General features: G+C 39.1%; 14 protein-coding genes. 12 read left to right on the top strand and 2 right to left on the bottom strand.

What is annotated here, in order from left to right; all coding sequences use genetic code 11:
• The first annotated feature begins 248 nt into the window (after positions 1-248).
• Entirely contained in the window at positions 249-512 is a 264-nt protein-coding gene (locus HCK02_RS10250) for a hypothetical protein (RefSeq protein WP_167630019.1), read from the top strand.
• Between the two features lie 253 nt (positions 513-765).
• Here the strand turns inward: HCK02_RS10250 and HCK02_RS10245 are convergent, their stop codons facing one another.
• Together HCK02_RS10245 and HCK02_RS10240 are read right to left on the bottom strand one after the other, a co-directional pair.
• Positions 766-1,626 (bottom strand): ROK family protein, encoded by an 861-nt coding sequence (locus HCK02_RS10245; RefSeq protein WP_167630018.1) that lies wholly within the window; start codon positions 1,624-1,626, stop codon positions 766-768.
• Positions 1,627-1,867: 241 nt separating this feature from the next.
• The gene (locus HCK02_RS10240) at positions 1,868-2,764 is read right to left on the bottom strand and encodes a tyrosine-protein phosphatase (protein WP_167630017.1); all 897 of its coding nucleotides are present in this window, start codon (positions 2,762-2,764) and stop codon (positions 1,868-1,870) included.
• A 187-nt stretch (positions 2,765-2,951) separates the two neighbouring features.
• Between HCK02_RS10240 and HCK02_RS10235 the strand changes: the two genes are divergently transcribed.
• The 11 genes from HCK02_RS10235 to eno all read left to right on the top strand — a co-directional run bounded on the left by HCK02_RS10235 (position 2,952) and on the right by eno (position 17,722).
• Positions 2,952-3,671 (top strand): GntR family transcriptional regulator, encoded by a 720-nt coding sequence (locus HCK02_RS10235; protein ID WP_167630016.1) that lies wholly within the window; start codon positions 2,952-2,954, stop codon positions 3,669-3,671.
• A 60-nt stretch (positions 3,672-3,731) separates the two neighbouring features.
• Positions 3,732-4,133: a hypothetical protein gene (locus HCK02_RS10230; protein WP_167630015.1), complete on the top strand. Its 402-nt coding sequence runs from the start codon at positions 3,732-3,734 to the stop codon at positions 4,131-4,133.
• Between the two features lie 11 nt (positions 4,134-4,144).
• Positions 4,145-5,056, top strand: coding sequence for a dipeptidase (locus tag HCK02_RS10225; protein ID WP_425482883.1), 912 nt, complete (start codon positions 4,145-4,147; stop codon positions 5,054-5,056).
• Positions 5,057-5,435: 379 nt separating this feature from the next.
• Positions 5,436-8,222 (top strand): bifunctional glycosyltransferase/CDP-glycerol:glycerophosphate glycerophosphotransferase, encoded by a 2,787-nt coding sequence (locus tag HCK02_RS10220; RefSeq protein WP_167630013.1) that lies wholly within the window; start codon positions 5,436-5,438, stop codon positions 8,220-8,222.
• Between the two features lie 278 nt (positions 8,223-8,500).
• Positions 8,501-9,844 carry an RNA polymerase factor sigma-54 gene (gene rpoN / locus HCK02_RS10215; RefSeq protein WP_167630012.1) on the top strand — a complete coding sequence of 448 codons (1,344 nt, stop codon included), beginning with the start codon at positions 8,501-8,503 and terminating at the stop codon, positions 9,842-9,844.
• A gap of 411 nt (positions 9,845-10,255) precedes the next feature.
• On the top strand, positions 10,256-11,302 hold the full coding sequence (locus HCK02_RS10210) for a sugar-binding transcriptional regulator (RefSeq protein ID WP_167630011.1): 1,047 nt from the start codon (positions 10,256-10,258) through the stop codon (positions 11,300-11,302).
• A 37-nt stretch (positions 11,303-11,339) separates the two neighbouring features.
• A complete protein-coding gene (gene gap, locus HCK02_RS10205) occupies positions 11,340-12,350 on the top strand; it encodes a type I glyceraldehyde-3-phosphate dehydrogenase (RefSeq protein ID WP_167630010.1) in 1,011 nt (336 codons plus the stop codon).
• Between the two features lie 110 nt (positions 12,351-12,460).
• Positions 12,461-13,651, top strand: a complete 1,191-nt coding sequence (locus tag HCK02_RS10200; protein ID WP_115753859.1) for a phosphoglycerate kinase — start codon at positions 12,461-12,463, stop codon at positions 13,649-13,651.
• A gap of 30 nt (positions 13,652-13,681) precedes the next feature.
• Positions 13,682-14,437 carry a triose-phosphate isomerase gene (gene tpiA, locus HCK02_RS10195; protein ID WP_167630009.1) on the top strand — a complete coding sequence of 252 codons (756 nt, stop codon included), beginning with the start codon at positions 13,682-13,684 and terminating at the stop codon, positions 14,435-14,437.
• Positions 14,438-15,970, top strand: a complete 1,533-nt coding sequence (gene gpmI, locus HCK02_RS10190; RefSeq protein ID WP_167630008.1) for a 2,3-bisphosphoglycerate-independent phosphoglycerate mutase — start codon at positions 14,438-14,440, stop codon at positions 15,968-15,970.
• 459 nt (positions 15,971-16,429) lie between these two features.
• Positions 16,430-17,722, top strand: a complete 1,293-nt coding sequence (gene eno, locus HCK02_RS10185; protein WP_115753856.1) for a phosphopyruvate hydratase — start codon at positions 16,430-16,432, stop codon at positions 17,720-17,722.
• Positions 17,723-17,850: the final 128 nt, after the last annotated feature.

Below are 17,850 nucleotides of genomic sequence, written 5' to 3'. Positions count from 1 at the left end.
AAAGTCCTTTCGACATTTGTGTCTATTTATTTACTAGTATATCAAAAAAGGTGTCTACTTTATTAGGATACATGCAACTATACAGACATTCTAGAAATCGCTCGAAGGGAAATCGAACAGTTAGAAATAAACTATCAGGCGGATTTACAAGAGAAAAAGCGAGAAGTCAGTCAGAAAACAGAACATGTAGAGGAACAGTTTCATAAAGGATTACAGCAATTAGAGAGAAACAAATGAGGTGATGCAAGTTGTTAGAGGCGCTAGAAGATCTACTCAAAGAATTCCAGAAAAACAATCAGAAAATACAAGTCCGAACTTTAGGGATGCAAAATATACGGACAGGAGAAGCAGCAGATAAGAAGATTCGAAAAACGGGAAAAGAAGAAATGAAAATGGCGAAGACATCTGTTTCGAAGACAAGCAACCACTTGCAAGAAGCCGTAAAAGGACACTTCGGCAAGAAAGTCACAGAAGTTTTTGAAAAACAAGAAGATGTGTTAGAAAATTTCTAGGATGATATGCGTTCAAAAAATAGTATGTTTGCGATGCTCCGATTTTTGTGGCAGCCCTCCGATGAATTGCATCATATAAGCATTTATTAATTCTCCGAGGATGTTATGGAATAACTGTTCAGGCTCTGAGTAGAGGATGATTGGTTGGCGAGATGTTTTAGTGTTCTTAGAGTGAATCGTGAGAGAGTAGCTCAAATCTAATTGAAAAAAGCGAGTTGTATCTATAAGCAAAGATCACTCGCTTTTTTGTTTACTATAGAATTTCCTCAGCCAGCGCCAGACAACCCACAATTCCAGCGTTATCCTGAAGGGCACAAGGGACAATATATTGATCCACTTGACTGATTGGCAAGTAACCGTTCAGTAACTCTGTGAATTTCTCGCGTACCAGCGGAAATAAATGTGCTTGTTTCATAACACCGCCCCCGAAAATAATTTTTTCAGGCGAGAACGAAAGGGTGTAGTTGACGCAAGCCTCAGCCAGATAATGGGCTTCCAGTTCCCAAGCTGGATCGTCGGCTGCTAAATTTTGTGCGGGCTTGCCAGCTCGCGCTTCAATTGCGGGCCCCGCTGCCAGTCCTTCTAAACAATTCTTGTGATAAGGGCAGTTTCCTTCGAAAGAGTCGTGCGTCAATTGATTGATATAAATGTGACCGATCTCAGGGTGCCCTTTTCCTTCTATAACTTTTCCATTCAGCACGACTCCGCCGCCGATTCCAGTTCCAACAGTTATATAAATACAATTTTCATTTCCAACAGCCGAGCCGTGTTTCAACTCCCCGAAAGCTGCTGCATTGACGTCCGTTGTCCAAAAATAAGGGACATCGAATGCTTTTTTCATCGTGCCAAGAAAATCAAAGTTTTTCCAAGCAAGCTTCGGTGTGTTTGTGATAAATCCGTATGTAGGAGAACTTGGATCAACGTCAATTGGTCCGAATGAGCCTATTCCGATGGCTTCGATTTGATAGTTTTTGAAAAAAGTGATTATTTTGGGCATCGTTTCTTGCGGAGTGCCTGTTGGGATGCTGATTCGTTCCACAACTTGTGTGATCGCTTCTTTTGGCGCCACAGCACAAACGATTTTTGTTCCACCTGCTTCAATTGCACCTAACATGTCTGTTCTTCCTTCCACTAGAAGCCAAAACGCACTTCTTTTTTATTTAAAACGCTTCATACTACTTATCATAGCGACCTTCCCCTTAAAAATCAATCCTTTTTGAAAAATGACTAGACATTTAAAACGTGACCGATTTCAAAAATAACGGGAAGCGATAAATAAATGTGCGGATGAGCATAATTAGTGCTAGGTGAGCAGGAACCCGCGAGTGCAGATTTCACCTATTTTATTTCCTTATTTAGCTCAAATAGTTGCTTTTCAATTTTGTGAGGTCTTTGCTTGTAAGACCAAGTCCATCTTTCAAGAAGCGATCCATCGAGCCATATTGCTTATTGATTTCCATAAAGGCCGCATTTAAATAGCTTTCGCGTACATCCATGATCGCTTTCATTCCGTCAACCACTTTGGGATCATCATTTTGCTTGGTAACTTCCTCAATTGCGGCTTTGTTTTCAGCGGCGCGGTACTTGTTGGAAAGTAAATAATCCTTCATAATCGTTTTCTCTGGGACGCCAAGTGCCGAAAGAACAAGTGCAGTTCCAAATCCAGCTCTATCTTTTCCGGCCGTGCAATGCCATAAAACGGCTCCTTTTTCGTTTTCAAGTAAGATGTCGAAGAACTTTTTGTAGGCTTGCCTTGCATGCTCGTCTGTTACAAAGCTTTGATTGGCTTGGATCAAGAAACTTTCTGGATTGTCCATCTTTGATAAGCTACTTGTTAAATCAGCCATGCTCGTCGAGGCACCGTTATCTTTCATGATGGAGTCGTGAGTGTAGCGCACTCCTTGGATAGGCGGATCTGGCTTTTCCTTCACCTCGCTGTTCGTTCGGAAATCGACAATTTGCTGCAAGTGATAGGTGCTTTTTAATTTGTGAATGTCATCCCCGGTTAACTTGTAAAGTTCTGCCGAACGAATTAGTCTATGCGACTTGATTTTCTTGCCATCGGTCGTTTTGTATCCGCCCAAGTCACGGACGTTAATCACGCCGCCGAGTTTGATTTGTTCACCTGCGACCATCTTTACTGAAGTTATAGTTTGCTCGCTTGTTTTCGCTTTTTTATCTGATTGGCAGCCTGTGAGTAGTAAACTTGTTCCAACAACTGCAATTCCAGTTACTTTTATCCATTTTTGCATATGTAATCCCTCCTTGTATTTTAGTATAATGTGTGAATTTTAGGCTTTATTGAAGAAGCTGTAAACTTCAAGTAAAGGGTTAGTGAATTTTTGATTCTTTACAAGAAAGTAAAATGAGCGAGTTTCTTTGCCGTTTTAGATTGAGGAAATTGATAGATTCAGTTATACTCAAATGGAGGTGAAGAAGGTGCCAAAATACGAAGAAATCGCGAATGTATTGCGAGAACGCATCCAGAGTGGTGAATACCCGACAGACGGTTTCATGCCAAACCAAGTTGCTTTAGTGAATGAGTTTGGCGTGAGCAGAATGACGATCAAAAAAGCGATCAACATTTTGACGATGGAGGGGTTGGTATATTCGCAACGTGGATCGGGAACCAAGGTTTTGAACCATCCATTTCTTAAAGATAAAAACTTATCTTATTTGAAGGATTATCAAGGGCTCAGCAATGATTTTGAAAATACGAGTCATGACCTTGTGAGCGAACCAATTGATTTCACGGTAGAATTTCCAGACGAAGTGGTGCAAGAGCGATTAATGATAAGCGACAGCCACCCCGTGTATAATATTCTTAGACTTCGAATCCTGGACGGGAAGCCATTTGTTTTGGAACATACGTACATGCCGGTAGATCTGGTTCCTGGGCTTACAAAAATACATATTCGCCATTCGATTTATTCGTATTTAAAGAAAGAACTAGGCATTAAATTCGCAGGCGCTTATCGAACGATTTCTGCGGATAAAAGTTCAGCCGATGATCAGAAATATTTAAATTGCGACGAACACGATCCGATACTTGAAATCAAACAAGTGATTTATCAAAAAGATGGAAGACCTATTGAATTTTCGCGAAGCCGGAACCGCTTTGATGTTCGAGCTTATTCTTATTTGGATATTCAGGTTTGAGGAGATTCTTTTTTGCAGGAAACGTTAAAATAAGTTTGGACTAGAAAAAGGTGATAAAACTTGGGATTAAAAGAACGGCTTGAAAAAGAAATTTATGACTTTGCTCGGGAAAACGAACTTGCGGTAAGCGAAATCGATTTGCTTTACGCAGGACCAACTATGCGAACGCGACACACGTTGGTTCTTGCGTTTACAAATGTTGGAATGTTTACGTTTCAATTTAAACTAGGCGAAGCGGAAATGCATTATCTCGCTAAAGAAAAGCTACATAAAGTGGAGGTTGGCAAGAAAAATCTTGTTTATCAGTTGAAAATTCAAGCCCTTACAGAAGATCAGTCACTAGAAGCTGGAACATATTTAGTTAGTAAGTATGTTCTTGGCAGAAAATGGCACCGGGCGACATTGAATAAATTGTTGGGACTTGAAGGAAAGTCGCTGTTTGAAGGAGGAAATGACGAGTGAAAATTGTGGATATGCACTGTGATGTGCTTTATAAGCTGCAACAAGCTAAGGGGCGAATTACATTCCAAGATTCACCAGAACTTGATGTGAATTTTGATCGAATGATGGAAGGGGAGTTGTTTCTACAAAGTTTTGCAATTTTTCTCGATCCAGAGGTTCCGATTGAACAGAAATGGAAAAAAGCGGTGGAACAAAGCAATATTTTCAAACAACACGTGCTGCACCGAAATGGGATTATCAAACCGCTCAGGAAATGGACAGATTTAGAAACGCTTCCAGAAGGAAAGGTTGCTGCGGCGCTTACTTTAGAAGGCGTGGAACCAATTGGTCAGGATCTCGAAAGACTGGAGCAGTTGCTTAATGGCGGTGTTCTTTCTGTTGGACTAACTTGGAATCATGCGAATCTTGCTGCTGATGGCATTGAAGAAAAGCGAGGCGCTGGGCTAACTAGTTTTGGAAAAGAAATTGTAACTCGTTTAAATGCGCATCATGCTTTTACAGACGTTTCGCATTTGAGTGTGAAAAGTTTTTGGGATGTCATGGATATTGCTGAATTTCCGATTGCTAGTCATTCTAGTGCAAAAGCAATTTGTTCGCATAAACGCAATTTGGATGATGATCAAATTAAAGCCATGATTGAAAAAGATGCAATGATTCATGTAATTTTCCATCCGCTTTTTACAACGGAGAGTGGGATGGCGGATATGGAAGATGTCGTTCGTCATATCGATCATATTGCGGAACTTGGAGGAATTCAAAATATCGGTTTTGGATCAGATTTTGACGGGATTCCTTCACATGTAAAAGGTCTTGAAAATGCTTCGAACTTCCAAGATTTCATTGCAGTTTTGGCGCATCATTTTGGCAAGAAAGAAGTCGAAGGTTTTGCTTATCAAAACTTTATGAACCACTTACCACGCTGAGCGAGCTATTTTAATATAATAAAAAGATAAGGAAGTAGAAATGAAGAAGTTATTTTTCTTCATTTCTACTTCTTTTTTTTATGAATTTCTAATATAAAAAGCTGTATATTGACAAAAAAATGCCTTGAAAAAGAGCTGTAAATGAAACAAAGTCACAAACGAAAAGTTTTAGCTGTTGCTAAAATGAGGGAGGAAGTTGGGGGAAAGCTAAAATAGACAAGCTGAACTTCTAAACTTATCTTCCACTAACTCTAAATAATCTTTTATAATTATTTGTTTTTGAAAAAATGAAATAGTTCGAGATTATGTGGGTATAAGATAGTTTACTATCAGTAAACATTAGAAAACAACATAGAAAAGCCAAAAAGGAGAGAAAAATGTGGAGAAGCAGATTACAATAATTGTCCCAGTATATAATGTTGAAAAATACATTCCTTCATGTATTGAATCTTTGGTTAACCAGACCATCTATGAGAACCTTGAGATCATTTTGATTGATGATCATTCTGAAGACAAAAGTTATGATTTTTGTGTGAGAAGTAGTCAGCGATTTCCTAACATTCATGTCTATAAAAATAAAGGAAAAGGAGTCGCATCAGCTCGAAACATGGGTGTTCAATTAGCAAAAACTCCCTTTCTAATGTTTGTGGATTCTGATGATCAATTATATCCCTACACGTGTTTTAAACTATTGAATTTTATAACTAAACATTCTTTGAATATTGTAATGGGGGACATTGAAATGTTTCCGTCCAAAACTCCAAATTATGTTTGGAAAAGTCTATTTGGCTCTGGAGATCGCATTCTTGACCTCGAATCGAATGGATCAAAAGCAATCCATTGCCCTTCGCCGTGCAACAAGTTATTTCGAACAGAATGGCTTAAAAATCAACAATTTTCTTTTCCTGAGGGAATGACTTTTGAAGATGCCTTTGCTGTTATTCCTTTAATGTTAAAAGCTAAACAGATTGGTTTAATTGATAAAGCGATTTACAAATATCGCAAGCGAGATGATTCCTCATCAATTATGGATCAATTGTTTCATAAGCCACAAAACTTTTTGGATCATTTAACGGTAAATGAACATTTATTAGAAATTCAGGTAGAAACGCCTAGAGCGAAGGATGAAATCTGTCAATTTGTGGCTAGGACTTATAGTGGGTTTTTAAATGCTTTTGAAAGAAATTTTAATCAGTTTACGGAAAAACAGAAAAAGGAACTATATGATCGACTCGTCACTTTATATCAACAAGTTCCTTTTTCGTTTGTTTCGTCACTTATCACAACTAAGAATAAGTGGTTATATTATAGCCTTTATGAAGAGGATTGGAACACATTTAAGAACGGATATTATACAACGAGTGTTCTACATGTGAGAAACCAGAAAATTATGCTGCCTTTAAAAAGAGCACGTGTGACTTCGAAACTGGAAAACGTTCCTTTTTCTATCTGGATTGATTTTATTGAAAATCGAGAAAGTGCATTGCGCCTAACTGGGGAAATTGTTTTGCCTCATGTGTATTTGGATACATTAAGAAATCGATTAAATATAGTATTGAACGTGGATGGAAAAGAAACCTTGATCGAAGCAAAAACCTTTCTTCGTTATGATAGTTTACATGTTATTGGGGAGGGTGCAGTATTAGGAGTATATTTTGACTTGCCACATAGTCTTCTTGTACAGCTGGACAAAAATCATGTTGAGCAGTTAGTGTATCGATTAGAAGATGAGTCATCTCTAGAATCCGTTATTCTGCCTTTGCGTTTTTCTGGCATGATCGGGAAGTTTCAAGGCGTTTATTCGACTATGAATGGAAAGTTTCGCTTGGTATGGAGAAAAGAACAAAAACAGCTATTAATACACCCAATAAAAGTATGGGATTCTTTTAAATATCAACTTAGTAAAATTTTTAATGGGAGAAAGTTGCGAGTCGGTGGAAAGCTACGATTAGCCTATTGGCTTACCAAACCATATTTTTTCTTTCGGCGAAATATTGTTCTTGTTGGTGAACGAGGAGATACTTTTCAAGACAATGGTGCGCATTTTTTTATGTATGCGACGCATAAAGATAATTATCACTATTATATTGGAGAAAAAGGAAAACCAAGCTACGATCAAGCAGCAAAATATGGAAAAGTCATTAAAAAAGATTCCCTCAAGCATTATTTGTATTTATTAAACGCTTATCAACTTATCAATGCTTATGACGTTGATGCCTATATGAAGCCAAGTAATTACTCAAAAGAAGATTACTATAATATTTTTGGTGATTTGCTAAACTATGAGCGTGTTTTCATTCAACATGGTATAGTTTACAATGATGTTTACTATCCTCTTTCAAAATATAGGACAGGTTATGGGAAAGTATTAATCTCTAATCATTATGAGAAGGAACGCTTTATGCGCAAAGGCAATTATGAAGAGTCTGACTTAATAGAAACGGGACTACCTCGCTTTGACAAACTTTTGGAGCCAGTTGAGGAAAAGGCGGATAGAAAAACACTCCTTATTATGCCAACATGGCGTGCAGATTTAGCGAAAAAATCATATGTTAAACATTCCAAAGAAACAGGAGAATTATTGGAGGCTTTTAAACGCTCTACTTATTTTTGCTTTTTCAATACATTGATTAACAGCCCAAAGTTTCTGGATTTTTTAAATAAATATCGACTTCAATGTAAATTTTATTTGCATTATGAGTTACAAGGATTTCTAGATTGCTTTGATAAAAATAGTCAAATTCAATTTGTTCAAAAAGAACCAATTCAAGACTTATTGAGACAAAGCGACCTATTAATTACGGATTATTCTAGTGTCTTTTTTGATTTTTTATATATGAAAAAACCGATTGTTTTTGTCCAATTTGATCGCAACTCATTCTTTACAACACACTATAAAATGGATTATATAAATTTCCAAAGCCCTTTTATTGGAGATGTTGTCTATGATTTGGATGGAACCTTAGAAGCGTTAGAGAGTCTAGCAATTCGCCAATTTGGAAGTAAAGTAGATCATCAAAGGATTCATCATGACTTTTTCACCTATTGCTCTGGAAATAATCGGTCTGCATTATGGAATGCGCTCTATCCGATGACAGAAAATCATGTGAAACATTCAAAAAAGAGAATGAACGAAGAGGCATCACAAAGAAACGCAACATCCTAACGAAGAAGGTGTTATAAGAGGAACTTTTCGCCATCTCTCATCAAAATATCAAGTGGCAAAGATAGCCGAATTAGGATCAAGAAAATCTGAGATTCATAATCACTTACCACACTAAATGACAAGGCCCTCCTGCCGCAGGGAGGGCTTTTTTGATGTGAGAAGGGAAATCCGTTATTTCAAAAAAACATTACAAAAATGAAACAGGGGTGATATAATGAAGCAAAGGTGGGTTTCGCAAATCCACCCCAAAAGAAATTGGAAAGCGGGAGGGATATTTTGTGAGACTCGAATCGAGTTTTGTTCAAAAACAGGCGCAGAAGCAAACAATGAAACTTGCGATGACGCAACAATTGTCGCAGTCAATAGCGATGCTTCAATTTACAGCCGCAGACCTTACCGCGTTTTTAGAAGATAAAGCGCTTGAAAATCCATTGATTGAAGTAACGTCGGGAGCAGATGTCTCCACCGACTATTCTTATAAAAAACGAAAAAACGGAACCCAGACGGAAAATGATTTTCTTGAGCAAGTGGCAAGTCGATTGGAAACGCTGTCCGACCATCTGCAAGACCAAATCATGCTTCTGGATTTGTCGCGTTCTGAAAAGCAAATTGCACTCTATTTGATCGAAAGCCTAGATTCGGCAGGCTATTTGACGATTTCCCCAGAAACAGTCGCCGAAAATCTTGCGCGCACTGAAACGGAAATCTTAGATGTGCTTCAAATACTCCAAAGCCTAGAACCCGCAGGTGTGGCTGCACGAAATTTGCAAGAATGCATTTTGCTGCAGATTGATCGTTCGAGCGATGCGCCATATATTGCCTATGACTTGCTGAATGAGCATTTTGAAGACTTTGCAAATAAAAAATGGAAAAGCATTGCGAAGGCTTTCGATGTTGAACTTTCGGACATCCAAGAAGTGGCAGATTATGTGCGTACACTCGAGCCAAAGCCAGGATCCGAATTCGAAACAGAAACCGTTCAATATGTGGTTCCAGATCTCATTTTGCAACAACAAGGTAGTGAACTTGTCGTTTCCGTTGCAAGAAACTTCCTGCCACAAATTCGCTTTCAGGAACAGTACTACAAACAAATGCAAGATAGCAAAGAAAAAGAAGTATCCGAGTTTCTAAAACAAAAAACGGGCGAATATGACTGGCTGAAAAAAGGCATGGAACAGCGAGAGGATACGCTTGAACGAGTTGGAAAAGCCATCGTTCGGCATCAACAAGCTCATTTCATTGATTCTAAAGAGCCACTTGTTCCGCTCACCTTAAAAGAAATTGCAGGAGAAATTGGCGTACATGAATCCACTGTGTCGCGTGCAGTAAATGGGAAATATCTCGAAACAGCAAACGGTGTTTTTGAACTAAAATCCTACTTTTCTTCAGCTCTGCCAAAGAAAAAAGAGAATCCAGAAGATGCAAGCGGCGTTTCCAGTACAAGTATCAAAGATTGGATTAGTGAATATATTGAGCAAGAAGATAAGAAAAAGCCGCTATCCGATCAAAAAATTGTTGAGTTATTAGAAGAAAAGGATATCGCGATTTCAAGAAGAGCGGTCGCTAAGTATCGATTAGAACTTTCTATCCCGTCTTCATCGAAACGAAAAAGATTTGATTAGATTGGTCACTAAAGGTCCCTCCCGAAAAAACGGGAGGGACTTTTTTTGTCCTTCCTGCTAACTTTGACGATCAATTGAAAATAAATTGAGAAAGAATTTATGGCGCTCTAAGTGAAACGAGGCGTAAAAGAACTGTAAATTTATTGTTGTTTTTTTATAAATGTCCCACTTATCACTTGAAGTATTTGGTCTTGCCTGTTACAATGTTGTCGTAGGGTAATGAAAGAGAACAAAGAACTTTATAAGGCTACAAACACAGCGAAAAAAGGTAAGAAATGGGGAGTCTCATTTGAATAATCCGATCTATATTTTGAATTTGGATAACCTTTGCCGCTACTTTTTTTAATTCTGATGGGACGTTTCGTGACTATGCGGGTCCTTAATTGTCCAAATTAACGAGGAGTCATGGCTATGTCAGATTTAATAAGCATTCAAAAAAAATTATTACCCGATGTTCTGGCCGTTATGCAAAAACGCTATCAGATTTTGCGATCGATTTACTTCGCAGAGCCTGTTGGCAGGCGGACATTAGCTGGAATGCTTGGCATGAGCGAGCGAGTTCTTCGTGGTGAAGTTGAGTTTTTGAAAACACAAGGATTGATTGATATTAAATCATCCGGAATGACAGTCACTCAGGAAGGTCTTGTCGTTTTCCGCGATTTAGAAAGCGCGATGAACCAGCTATCGGGACTACATTCAATCGAAAATCAACTTGCTGAAGTCCTAAACATTCAAAAATGTTTAGTCGTTCAAGGAGACAGCGATGTTACACCTTGGGTCCGTGAAGAGATGGGACGTGTTGCCGTCAAACAACTTGATTTGGCATTAACGGAAAAACGAAACATTATTGCGATCATGGGTGGCTCTACAATGGCTGCTTTTGCTGATACAATGCCAAGTGATTTTGCCAAAGGGCGAGAATTACTATTTGTTCCTGGGCGGGGCGGAATCGGAGAAGATCTGGATAATCAGGCCAATACGATTTGCGACCGGATAGCAACAAAAACGGGAACAAAACATGGGGTGCTTTATGTCCCAGAGCAACTCGGCGAAGAAGCTTATCGTTCTCTTTTAAAAGAACCTGCGATCCAAGAAGGTTTACGCCTTGTACAATCTGCTAATGCAATCGTTCATGGGGTGGGTGACGCGCTTACGATGGCGAAAAGACGCCATACTAGCGAAGATGTGATCCAGAAAATTACTGAGCGAAAAGCAGTGGGCGAAGCTTTCGGTTATTATTTCAACGAACAAGGGGAAGTTGTTCATAAAGTATCAACTTTCGGCTTACAGTTTGAAGATTTAGCAAAAATTCCACACATCATTGCGATTGCCGGTGGCTCATCAAAAGCCAAAGCAATCAAATCCTACATGAAGAGTGCTCCAAAAAACACGATTCTCGTGACCGATGAAGGAGCAGCTAATATGCTTTTAAAAGGGAGCAATACCCTTTTGAAATAAAAAATTTCACTTATTTTTCTAAGGAGGAAAATGACTTATGACAGTTAAAGTTGGTATTAATGGTTTTGGACGTATTGGACGTTTAGCATTTCGTCGTATTCAAGAAGTAGAAGGAATTGAAGTTGTTGCGATCAATGATTTAACAGATGCTAAAATGTTAGCTCATCTTTTAAAATATGATACAACACAAGGTAGATTCGACGGTGACGTTGAAGTACATGATGGTTTCTTCAAAGTAAATGGTAAAGAAGTAAAAGTTCTTGCTAACCGTAACCCAGAAGAACTTCCTTGGGGAGATCTTGGTGTTCAAATCGTTCTTGAATGTACTGGTTTCTTTACAACTCAAGAAAAAGCTGAACTTCACCTTAAAGCTGGTGCTAAAAAAGTTGTTATCTCTGCACCTGCAACTGGCGACATGAAAACAATTGTTTACAATGTTAACCATGAAACACTTGACGGAACTGAAACAGTTATTTCCGGCGCAAGCTGTACAACAAACTGCTTAGCTCCAATGGCTAAAGCTCTAGACGAAAAATTCGGTATTGTTGAAGGTCTTATGACTACAATCCACGCATATACAGGTGACCAAATGACTCTTGATGGTCCTCACCCTAAAGGTGACTTCCGTCGTGCTCGTGCAGCAGCTGAAAACATTGTTCCAAACTCTACTGGTGCTGCTAAAGCAATCGGTGAAGTACTTCCAAGCCTTAAAGGTAAATTAGACGGAGCTGCTCAACGTGTTCCAGTTCCAACTGGTTCATTAACTGAACTTGTAACAGTTCTTGATAAAACAGTTTCTGTTGAAGATGTAAATAAAGCAATGAAAGACGCTAGCGATCCTGAAACATTCGGATACACTGCTGACCAAATCGTTTCTTCTGATATTAAAGGAATGACTTACGGTTCTCTATTCGATGAAACTCAAACAAAAGTAATGACTGTTGGCGACAAACAACTTGTTAAAACAGTTTCTTGGTACGATAACGAAATGAGCTACACTGCTCAACTAGTTCGTACACTTGAATACTTCGCTAAAATTGCTAAATAATTTAAGTAGGAACTAAATAGTTTTAACCGAATAAGCGGAGACAAAGAAGTTTGTTTCCGCTTGTTTGTTAAGATGACTTAAAATCTTTTAAGTAATGGAGGAAATGTGAAATGGCTAAAAAAGTAATCACTGATTTAGACTTGAATGACAAAAAAGTTCTTGTCCGCGTTGACTTTAACGTTCCGATGCAAGATGGCAAAATTACAAACGATAACCGTATTGTTGCTGCCCTTCCGACGATTAAGTACATTATTGAAAATCATGGGAAAGCAATTCTATTTTCCCACCTTGGAAAAGTGAAAACTGAAGAAGACAAAAAAGATAAAACTCTTCGCCCAGTCGCTGAACGTTTAAGCGAATTGCTAGGCAAAGAAGTGAAATTCGTTCCTGTGACTCGTGGTCCAGAACTTGAAAATGCAATCAATGAAATGAAAGACGGCGACGTCCTTCTGTTTGAAAATACACGTTTTGAAGATATTGATGGTAAAAAAGAAAGTGGAAATGATCCAGAACTTGGCAAATACTGGGCTAGTCTTGGCGACGTATTTGTAAATGATGCTTTTGGTACGGCTCACCGTGCTCACGCATCTAACGTTGGAATTGCTTCCCATCTTGACACAGCAGCCGGCTTCTTAATGGAAAAAGAAATTAAATTTATCGGTGGGGTTGTTGAAAATCCTGATCGTCCATTTGTTGCCATTCTTGGTGGAGCTAAAGTCTCTGACAAAATTGGCGTTATCGAAAACTTGCTAAAAGTTGCTGATAAGTTGCTAATTGGTGGCGGTATGGCTTATACTTTCATGAAAGCGAAAGGTTATGAAGTAGGGATTTCGCTTCTTGAAGAAGATAAAGTAGATCTTGCGAAAAGCCTAATGGAAAAAGCAGGCGACAAGCTTGTTCTTCCAATCGATACAGTAGTTGCAAAAGAATTTAGCAATGATGTACCATTCCACACTGTTGCATCGAATGAAATTCCTGCTGATGAAGAAGGTCTTGACATCGGTGAAAAAACAATTGAACTCTTCACAAAAGAGCTTCAAGGCGCAAAAACAGTTGTTTGGAACGGACCAATGGGCGTATTTGAAATGAGCAACTTTGCAAAAGGCACAATCGGCGTTTGCGAAGCAATTGCGAACTTGAAAGACGCAACAACAATCATCGGTGGCGGTGACTCTGCGGCAGCGGCTATGCAACTTGGCTATGCGGATAAATTCACGCATATTTCAACTGGCGGCGGGGCTTCACTTGAATACTTAGAAGGAAAAGAGCTTCCTGGCGTTTCAGCCATTAGTGATAAATAATAAAAAATAAAGCGCGAAAGGATGTTTTTCATGCGTAAACCAATTATTGCAGGAAACTGGAAGATGAACAAAACGGCCGCAAAAGCAGCTGAATTTGTTGAAGAAGTAAAGGGCAAAGTTCCTGGAAAAGAAGCAGTAGATTCTGTAATCGCTTCTCCAGCGCTTTTCTTGCGTGACTTAACTCGTCTTACTGAAGGTACAAATTTGCAAATTTCAGCACAAAACTGTTATTTCGAAGATGAAGGTGCATTCACTGGAGAAACAAGTCCGTTTGCTCTTGCTGATCTTGGCGTTTCTTACGTTGTAATCGGACACTCCGAACGTCGTGAGTATTTCCATGAAACAGACGAAGACATCAACAAAAAAGCTCATGCTATTTTAAAACATGGCATGCTGCCAATCATTTGCTGCGGTGAAACTTTAGAACAAAGAGAAGCTGGACAAACAAACGATTGGGTAAGTGGTCAAATCAAAGCTGCACTTAAAGGCTTGACGGAAGAACAAGTATCTAAATCCATTATTGCTTATGAACCAATCTGGGCAATTGGAACAGGTAAATCTTCAACAAGTAAAGATGCAAATGATACATGTGCAGTTATTCGTAAAACAGTTGCTGAAGCAGTTTCTGAAAAAGCAGCTGAAGCAGTTCGCATTCAATATGGCGGCAGTGTTAAACCTGAAAATATTGCAGAATACATGGCTGAATCGGATATCGATGGAGCTCTTGTAGGAGGCGCAAGCTTAGAACCTAAATCGTTCTTAGCACTATTGGAGGCAGTAAAATAAATGAGTAAATCTCCTGTAGCAATTATTATTTTGGATGGATTTGGAAAACGCGATGAAACGGTTGGAAACGCTGTTGCACAAGCGAAAAAACCAAATTTTGATAAATACTGGGCTGAATTTCCACACAGTACTCTAAAGGCTTCTGGTCTTGACGTTGGTCTTCCAAATGGTCAAATGGGGAATTCGGAAGTTGGGCACACAAATATCGGAGCTGGACGTATCGTTTATCAAAGCTTAACAAGAATTGATAAAGCGATTGAAGAAGGCGAATTCCAAGAAAATAAAGCTCTTAATAACGCATTCAGTCACACAAAAGAAAACAATTCTGATTTGCATTTGTTTGGTCTTTTATCTGATGGTGGCGTTCATAGCCATATCAACCATTTAACAGCACTACTTGAAACGGCAAAAGAAAAAGGTGTGAAAAACACTTATATTCATGCGTTTCTTGATGGACGTGACGTGGCACCGCAATCAGCAATTGAATATTTAGAACAACTTCAAGCAGAAATTGATAAACTTGGCTATGGCCAAATCGCTACTGTTTCTGGACGTTTTTATGCGATGGATCGTGATAAGCGCTGGGAACGTGTTGAAAAAGCTTATAAAGCTATTGTTTATGGGGAAGGCGAAAAGTTTGCGGATCCGATCAAATTAGTTGAAACTTCTTATGAAAATGGGAAGAATGACGAATTTGTGATTCCTGCAATTATTGAAAAAGATGGCAAACCAGTTGCTACTGTTAAAGACAACGATGCTGTTATTTTCTTTAACTTCCGTCCTGACCGTGCGATTCAACTTTCAAATGCGTTTACGGATAAGGAATGGGAACATTTCGATCGTGGCGCAAAGCATCCGAAGAATGTTAAATTCGTGACGATGACGCTTTATAATCCAAGTGTTGATGCTGAAGTGGCGTTTGAACCAATCGAAATGAAAAACGTAATCGGGGAAGTTTTATCAAATGAAGGGCTTTCGCAGCTCCGCATTGCTGAAACTGAAAAATACCCGCACGTTACATTCTTTATGAATGGTGGACGCAATGAAGAATTTCCAGGTGAAAATCGTATTTTGATTAATTCGCCGAAAGTGGAAACTTATGATTTGCAACCTGAAATGAGTGCGTATGAAGTTACGGATGCACTTGTTGCAGATATTCAAAATGACAAACATGATGCGATTATCTTGAATTTTGCCAATCCAGATATGGTTGGACATTCTGGGATGCTTGAACCGACAATCAAAGCGATTGAAGCGGTTGATGAAAATCTTGGTCGTGTTGTCGACTTGATTCTTGAAAAAGGCGGTTCGGCAGTGATTTTCGCGGATCACGGTAACTCGGAAACGATGGTAACGCCGGAAGGGAAACCACATACGGCGCATACAACGGTTCCTGTTCCTGTGATTGTGACGAAAAAAGGTGTAACTTTGCGTACGGATGGTCGACTTGCAGATGTTGCGCCAACCATGCTTGATCTTTTGGGTGTTCAAAAGCCAGCTGAAATGACTGGTGAAAGTTTGATCGAGAAATAACTATAGTTTTTACTTTTGTTTTTTAGTAAACAAAGCTACAATAAAAATGTAATTAAATTGTGGGGATGGGTTTTGCGTTTTCCCAATGTGTATGCTGGTTTTGCTTGTAATGTCTTATGAGGATTTGGACGCTGGCTTTTGATTGGCTGGTTGAAGAGGTTTTTAAGGACTGGCACTCGGGCTGTTGTCTTGGATTGCTGTTCATAAGAGCCTTTTAAGGATTAGCGCTCAGGCTGTTGTCTTAGTTTGCTGCTCATAAGAGCCTTTTAAGGATTAGCGCCCAGGCTATTGTCTTAGTTTGCTGCTCATAAGAGCCTTTTAAGGATTAGCGCTCAGGCTATTGTCTTAGTTTGCTGCTCATAAGACCCTTTTAAGGATTACATGCTCGCTTTGCTCGCATGCATATTGGGGCTCTAATTCGCTCTGCTCATAAGACCCCCAACAAAGGAGAGAATTTAAATGTCCATTATTACTGAAGTTTACGCACGTGAGGTCCTTGATTCCCGTGGTAATCCTACTATCGAAGTTGAAGTCTATACTGAAGCCGGTGCTTTCGGTCGCGCTCTTGTTCCTAGTGGCGCTTCTACTGGTGAATACGAAGCTGTTGAACTTCGCGACGGAGATAAATCTCGCTACCTCGGTAAAGGTGTCTTGAAAGCTGTCGAAAATGTTAACGATATTATCGCTGACAAAATTATTGGCTTCGATGTTACTGACCAAATCGGTATCGATAAAGCTATGATCGATCTTGATGGTACTCCTAATAAAGGTAAATTAGGTGCTAACGCTATTCTTGGTGTTTCTCTTGCTGCTGCTCGTGCTGCTGCTGATGAGCTCGGTGTTCATCTCTATGAATATATCGGCGGTACTAACGCTAAAGTTCTTCCTGTTCCTATGATGAATATCTTAAATGGTGGGGAACACGCTGATAATAACGTTGATATTCAAGAATTTATGGTTATGCCTGTTGGTGCTCCTAACTTTAAAGAAGCTCTTCGTATGGGTGCTGAAATTGTTCACGCTCTTAAAGGTGTTCTTAAAAATAAAGGTCTTAACACTGGTGTTGGTGACGAAGGTGGCTTCGCTCCTAACCTTGAATCAAATGAAGAAGCTATCGAAGCAATCATCGAAGCTATTGAAGCTGCTGGTTATAAACCTGGCGAACAAGTTAAAATTGCTATGGATGCTGCAAGCTCTGAATTCTATAACCGCGAATCTGGTAACTATGAACTTAAAGGTGAAGGCGTAACGCGTACTTCTGAAGAAATGGTTGCTTGGTACGAAGAAATGATCAATAAATACCCTATCATCTCAATCGAAGATGGTTTGGATGAAAACGACTGGAAAGGTTTCAAACTTCTTACTGAACGTATCGGTAAAAAAGTTCAACTTGTTGGTGATGACTTGTTCGTTACTAATACTGAAAAACTTGAAAGAGGTATTGAAGAAGGTATCGCTAACTCAATCCTTATCAAAGTTAACCAAATCGGTACGCTTACTGAAACTTTAGATGCAATCGAAATGGCTAAAGAAGCTGGCTATACTGCTGTTGTTTCTCACCGCTCTGGTGAAACGGAAGATTCTACAATTGCTGATATCGCTGTTGCTACAAACGCTGGTCAAATCAAAACTGGTGCGCCTGTTCGTACTGACCGTGTTGCTAAATATAACCAATTGCTTCGCATCGAAGACAATCTTCAAGACCTTGCTCAGTACCGTGGTCTTAAAGCTTTCTACAACTTGAAAAAATAAGGTTGTTGGCTAATTTATTTACCAAAACAGCTGTTTCTAAAAGGAACAGCTGTTTCAGACTGTAGACAAAGTAGTGAAAAACTTTGTTTACAGTCTTTTTTTAGATATACTTGTGATAGAACATACAT

Source organism: Listeria valentina (assembly GCF_011800755.1).
In the GTDB taxonomy this organism is placed as follows: Bacteria; Bacillota; Bacilli; order Lactobacillales; family Listeriaceae; genus Listeria; species Listeria valentina.
Note: the sequence above shows the minus strand (reverse complement) of the source record. Positions and strands in the feature narration are given on the sequence as shown.